At 67.4% G+C, this 4,676-nt stretch carries 5 protein-coding genes; 3 read left to right on the forward strand and 2 right to left on the reverse strand.

The genetic code is table 11. The features are described from left to right. Nucleotides 1-849, reverse strand: an 849-nt coding sequence (ftsE, locus tag QN357_RS17865; protein WP_323505297.1) for a cell division ATP-binding protein FtsE, incomplete at its 3' end; no start/stop codon positions are given. Nucleotides 850-939: 90 nt separating this feature from the next. Then, on the reverse strand, nt 940-2,052 hold the full coding sequence (gene prfB, locus QN357_RS17870) for a peptide chain release factor 2 (RefSeq protein WP_134447297.1): 1,113 nt from the start codon (nt 2,050-2,052) through the stop codon (nt 940-942). 85 nt (nt 2,053-2,137) lie between these two features. Between prfB and QN357_RS17875 the strand changes: the two genes are divergently transcribed. The 3 genes from QN357_RS17875 to QN357_RS17885 are packed head-to-tail and all read left to right on the forward strand — an operon-like array spanning nt 2,138 to nt 4,663. After that, nucleotides 2,138-3,451 (forward strand): MFS transporter, encoded by a 1,314-nt coding sequence (locus QN357_RS17875; RefSeq protein ID WP_322135491.1) that lies wholly within the window; start codon nt 2,138-2,140, stop codon nt 3,449-3,451. A gap of 43 nt (nt 3,452-3,494) precedes the next feature. Further along, nucleotides 3,495-3,998, forward strand: a complete 504-nt coding sequence (locus QN357_RS17880; RefSeq protein WP_134559442.1) for a nitroreductase family deazaflavin-dependent oxidoreductase — start codon at nt 3,495-3,497, stop codon at nt 3,996-3,998. A gap of 2 nt (nt 3,999-4,000) precedes the next feature. After that, nucleotides 4,001-4,663 (forward strand): pentapeptide repeat-containing protein, encoded by a 663-nt coding sequence (locus tag QN357_RS17885; RefSeq protein ID WP_134559444.1) that lies wholly within the window; start codon nt 4,001-4,003, stop codon nt 4,661-4,663. Nucleotides 4,664-4,676: the final 13 nt, after the last annotated feature.

A 4,676-nucleotide genomic window follows, 5' to 3' on the forward strand; every position in this document is an offset into this window, starting at 1 on the left:
GGTGAGGGCAGGAGTGGCCGGGGCCATCGGGTTCGCCTGGTTTGCCTGGTTCGCCGGGGCGAACACCGACGGCAGTGCGCTCGGCGCAAGTGCTGACACGGTGTGCTGCGGGTCGATGGCCGGCTTCCGGTGCAGGCCAGCTCCGAGCGGAATGATCGGGATGCCTGCGGTCGCGTAACCACCCTGGCGTTCGTCGCGCACGATCTTGCCGCCGGAGAGCTCGATGACCCGGCGCTGCATCTGGTCGACGATGCCGGCCTCGTGCGTGGCCATGACCACGGTCGTGCCGCCCGCGTTGATGCGCTCGAGCAGGGCCATGATGCCCGCGCTCGTGGTGGGGTCGAGGTTTCCGGTCGGCTCGTCGGCGAGAAGCACCTGGGGCTTGTTGACGATGGCTCGCGCGATCGCGACCCGCTGCTGCTCACCGCCGGAGAGTTCGTGGGGCAGCCGGAGCGCCTTCTCGGCGAGTCCGACCATCTTGAGCGTGTCAGGAACGGCCTCCTGGATGAAGCCGCGCGACTTGCCGATCACCTGCAGGCTGAAGGCGACGTTCTCGAACACGCTCTTGTTCGGCAACAGCCGGAAGTCCTGGAAGACGACTCCGAGGTTGCGCCGGAAGTACGGGACTTTGCGGTTCGAGATCGACCGCAGGTCCTGTCCGAGCACGTGGATGCGCCCGCTCGTGGGTTTGTCCTCCTTGAGGATCAGCCGCAGGCAGGTTGACTTACCCGAACCGGATGCACCGACGAGGAAGACGAACTCGCCGCGCAGAACCTCGACGTTGATGTCGTCGAGGGCCGGTCGGGTCGTTCCCGGATATTTCTTAGTGATGCTGTCAAAACGGATCATGGCCCCTTGAGCCTAGGCAGGCATCCTGTGTTTTGCCAGTTCGACATACCGGCAAGCTTTTCCTCACAGGCAGGAACCGCCGAATTGGGCTCAATCCTGCGGTGCCTGCTTCCGCCAGCGGATGCCGGCGGCGATGAAACCGTCGAGGTCGCCGTCGAAGACCTGGGTGGGATTGTTGACCTCATAGTTGGTGCGGAGGTCCTTGACCATTTGGTACGGGGCGAGCACGTAGCTGCGCATCTGGTCGCCCCAGCTCGCCGTGATGACGCCGGCGAATTCCTTCTTGGTCGCGGCTTCCTGCTCGCGCTGGATCAGCAACAGCCGGGACTGCAGCACCCGCATGGCGGCCGCGCGGTTCTGGATCTGGCTCTTCTCGTTCTGGCAGCTCACCACCGTGCCGGTCGGGAGGTGGGTGATCCGGACGGCGGAGTCCGTCGTGTTGACGGACTGGCCGCCGGGTCCGCTCGACCGGAACACGTCCACGCGGATGTCGGTGTCCGGGATCTCGATCGACTCGGTCTGCTCGATGAGCGGCACGACCTCGACGGCGGCGAAAGAGGTCTGGCGCTTGCCCGCGGAGTTGAACGGGCTCATCCGCACGAGCCGGTGGGTGCCGGCCTCGACGCTCAGCGTGCCGAAGGCATACGGCGAATCGATCTGCAGGGTCGCGGACTTGATGCCGGCCTCTTCCGCGTATCCGACGTCCAGCACCGTCACCGGGTAGTCGTGCTGTTCGGCCCAGCGCAGGTACATCCGCATCAGCATCTCGGCGAAGTCGGCGGCGTCGACGCCACCGGCGCCCGAGCGGATGGTCATCACGGCGGGTCGTTCGTCGAATTCGCCGTTGAGAAGGGTGTGCACTTCGAGTTCGCCGAGTACCTTCTGCAGGCTCGCGAGCTCTGCGGTGGCTTCCTCGGCCGACTCCTCGTCGCCCTCGCCGTCGTTGGCCATCTCCACGAGGACTTCGAGGTCGTCGAGCCGGGACTCGATGCTCTCGATGCGCGCGAGCTCCGACTGGCGGTGGCTGAGGTCGCTCGTGACCTTCTGGGCGTGCTCCGAGTCGTCCCACAGGTCGGGGGCGCCGGCCTGGTCGTTCAGGTCGGCGATGTCGGTGCGCAGTTGATCGATGTCGATCACGGCCCGAATGTCGCCGAAGGTGGCCCGCAATGCGGCGATCTGCTCCGAAATGTCCAGCTCAATCATTTGTTGCCCAGCCTACCCGGCGTCGCAGGTCGCGGGCTGGTGCCCACCCGGGCGCGGCTGCGCACCCGGGTAGCATCGAGGAGTCATGACAAGCACCGAACGCCCCTTCAGCCTGCGCTCGGTGGCCCTTGCCGCCTTCCTGCCGACGTTCCTCTTCTCCGTCGGTGAGGGTGCGATCATCCCGCTGATCCCGATCGTGGCCAACAACCTCGGGGCGTCACTCGCCATGGCGGGGTTCATCGCCGCGATGATCATGGTCGGCGAGCTCATCGGCGACATCCCGAGCGGCTGGGTCGTCTCCCGGATCGGCGAGCGCAACGCGATGATCTGGGCATCGTTCCTCGCGATCATCGCGATCCTCGTCTGCCTGGTCGCCCCGAACCCGCTCGTGCTGGGCGTCGGGATCTTCATCGTCGGCCTCGCGACGGCGATCTTCTCCCTCGCCAGGCATGCCTTCATGACGAGCTACGTGCCGGTCGCCTACCGGGCGCGTGCGCTGTCGACCCTCGGCGGAATCTTTCGCGGCGGCTGGTTCGTCGGCCCCTTCATCGCGACCGCGGTCATCCGCTTCACCGGGGGCACCCAGGCCGTGTTCTGGGTGTTCGTCGTCGCGTGTCTGGGCGCGGCCCTCGTGCTCCTGCTGTTGCCGGACCCCGCGAGCACCTTCGGCACTCCCGAACTCGCGACGTCCCCGGATGGAACCGTGCGCCCGGCCGGCCAGGAACTCGCGGAGGAGGAGAGCCAGGGCCTGTTCCAGACCATCTGGAGCTTCCGTGGCGTCCTCCTCCGGCTCGGCACCGGCGCGGGCCTCGTCGGCGCGATGCGGTCGGCCCGCGCCGTCCTCATCCCGCTCTGGGCCGTCAGCATCGGCATCAGCGAGCCGGACATCGCGCTCATCATCGGCATCGCCGGCGGCATCGACTTCGCCCTGTTCTACGCGAGCGGCCAGATCATGGACCGTTACGGTCGCATGTGGAGCGCGCTCCCCTCGATGATCGGCCTCGGCCTCGGCCTCCTCGTCCTCGCGTTCACGCATGACCTGTCCACCAACGTGCAGTGGCTCATCGGTGTCGCGATGTTCCTGTCGGTCGCGAACGGGATCGGCAGCGGAATCCTGATGACACTCGGCGCCGACCTCGCCCCCAAGGACAACCCGGCACCGTTCCTCGGAGCGTGGCGGTTCACCGGCGACTTCGGCAGCGCGGTCGCCCCGGTCGCCGTCGCCGGGCTCACGATCGTGTCGATCTCCCTCGCGAGCGGCGTGATGGGCGCCTTCGGGCTGATCGGCGCCGTGCTGCTCGGCCGGTACATCCCGCGCTACGTTCCCCGCCGCCCCCGGCCCGGAATCAAGCCCGGACCAGCGTCGGGGACCCCCGGAACGCTGCCCGGCCGGGAATGACCGATGTGGAATGTTCCCCAGTGCAGTGACGTTTAATGGTGTCATGCCCCTCATCGGAGAATATGAACCCAGCCCACAGCAGTGGGTCCGCGACCAGGTCGCCCTCTACGAGAGCTCAGGCGGCGAGCAGGGCACCACGATGCGCGGCATGCCCGTCATCGTGCTGACCACGCTCGGTGCGAAGTCCGGCAAGATCCGTAAGGCCCCGCTGATGCGCGTCGAGCACGACGGCAGCTACGCGGCGATCGCCTCGCTCGGCGGCGCACCGCGGAACCCGGTCTGGTACGCCAACGTGGTCGCCCACCCCGAGGTCGAACTGCAGGACGGCACCCGGAAATGGGACATGGTCGCCCGCGAGGTCACCGGCGACGAACGCGCCGCGTGGTGGGAACGCGCCGTCGCGGCATACCCCGACTATGCCGACTACCAGGTCAAGACCGAACGGATCATCCCCGTCTTCGTGCTCGAGCCCCTCGCCGCAGAGCCGGTAACCGCAGAGCCTGTCTCCGCCGTTCAGAGCCCCGCCGCACCCGCGGCGCAGGACTGAGCGTGGCGCGCGCCCGCTCCGGCACCAGACCTCCCCTTCTCGACCCGATCCGCCTCGACGACCTCACGGATGCCGATGGCTCAGAGCTCGTCTCTGGCGCCGACGTCGAAGCACAGCGTTTCAGCGGCTGCGACTTCGACGGACGGGACCTCACCGGAGTCGCCTTCCGCGAGTGCGAATTCCACACGGTGTCGCTCAACGATGCGAAACTGCGCGGCGCAACCCTGTCGGAGTGCGTCGCGGGCGAACTGCACGCGGCCATCTTCAGCGCACCCCGCTCGGTCTGGCGCGACGTGCGCGTCGAGCACTCTCGCCTCGGCTCCGTCGAACTCTACGAGTCGAGCCTCCGGTCCGTGCAGTTCGACGGCAGCAAGCTCGACTTCGTCAACCTGCGGAACGCCCAGCTGCACGATGTCCTGCTGAGCAATTGCATCATCGAGGAGCTCGACCTCGGCAGCGCGACTGTGCAGCGCCTCGAGCTCCGGGACTGCCGGATCGGCACTCTCGACGTGACGAGGGCCACGCTCAAGGACGTCGACCTGCGCGGAAGCGATTTCAGCGTCATCCGTGGTCTCGAGGGTCTCCGCGGAGCCACGGTCGACGACTCCCAGCTGAGCCTCCTCGCCCCGATCATGGCGGATCACCTGGGCATCATCGTCGAGTAGCGGCGCCGAGTAG

Source organism: Cryobacterium sp. RTC2.1 (assembly GCF_035018685.1).
In the GTDB taxonomy this organism is placed as follows: Bacteria; Actinomycetota; Actinomycetes; order Actinomycetales; family Microbacteriaceae; genus Cryobacterium; species Cryobacterium glucosi.

Bases quoted from the DNA above. Each gene is read 5' to 3' on its own strand.
- prfB (WP_134447297.1), bottom strand. From the start codon at position 2,052: ATGATTGAGCTGGACATTTCGGAGCAGATCGCCGCATTGCGGGCCACC.
- QN357_RS17880 (WP_134559442.1), top strand. From the start codon at position 3,495: ATGCCCCTCATCGGAGAATATGAACCCAGCCCACAGCAGTGGGTCCGC.
- QN357_RS17875 (WP_322135491.1), top strand. From the start codon at position 2,138: ATGACAAGCACCGAACGCCCCTTCAGCCTGCGCTCGGTGGCCCTTGCC.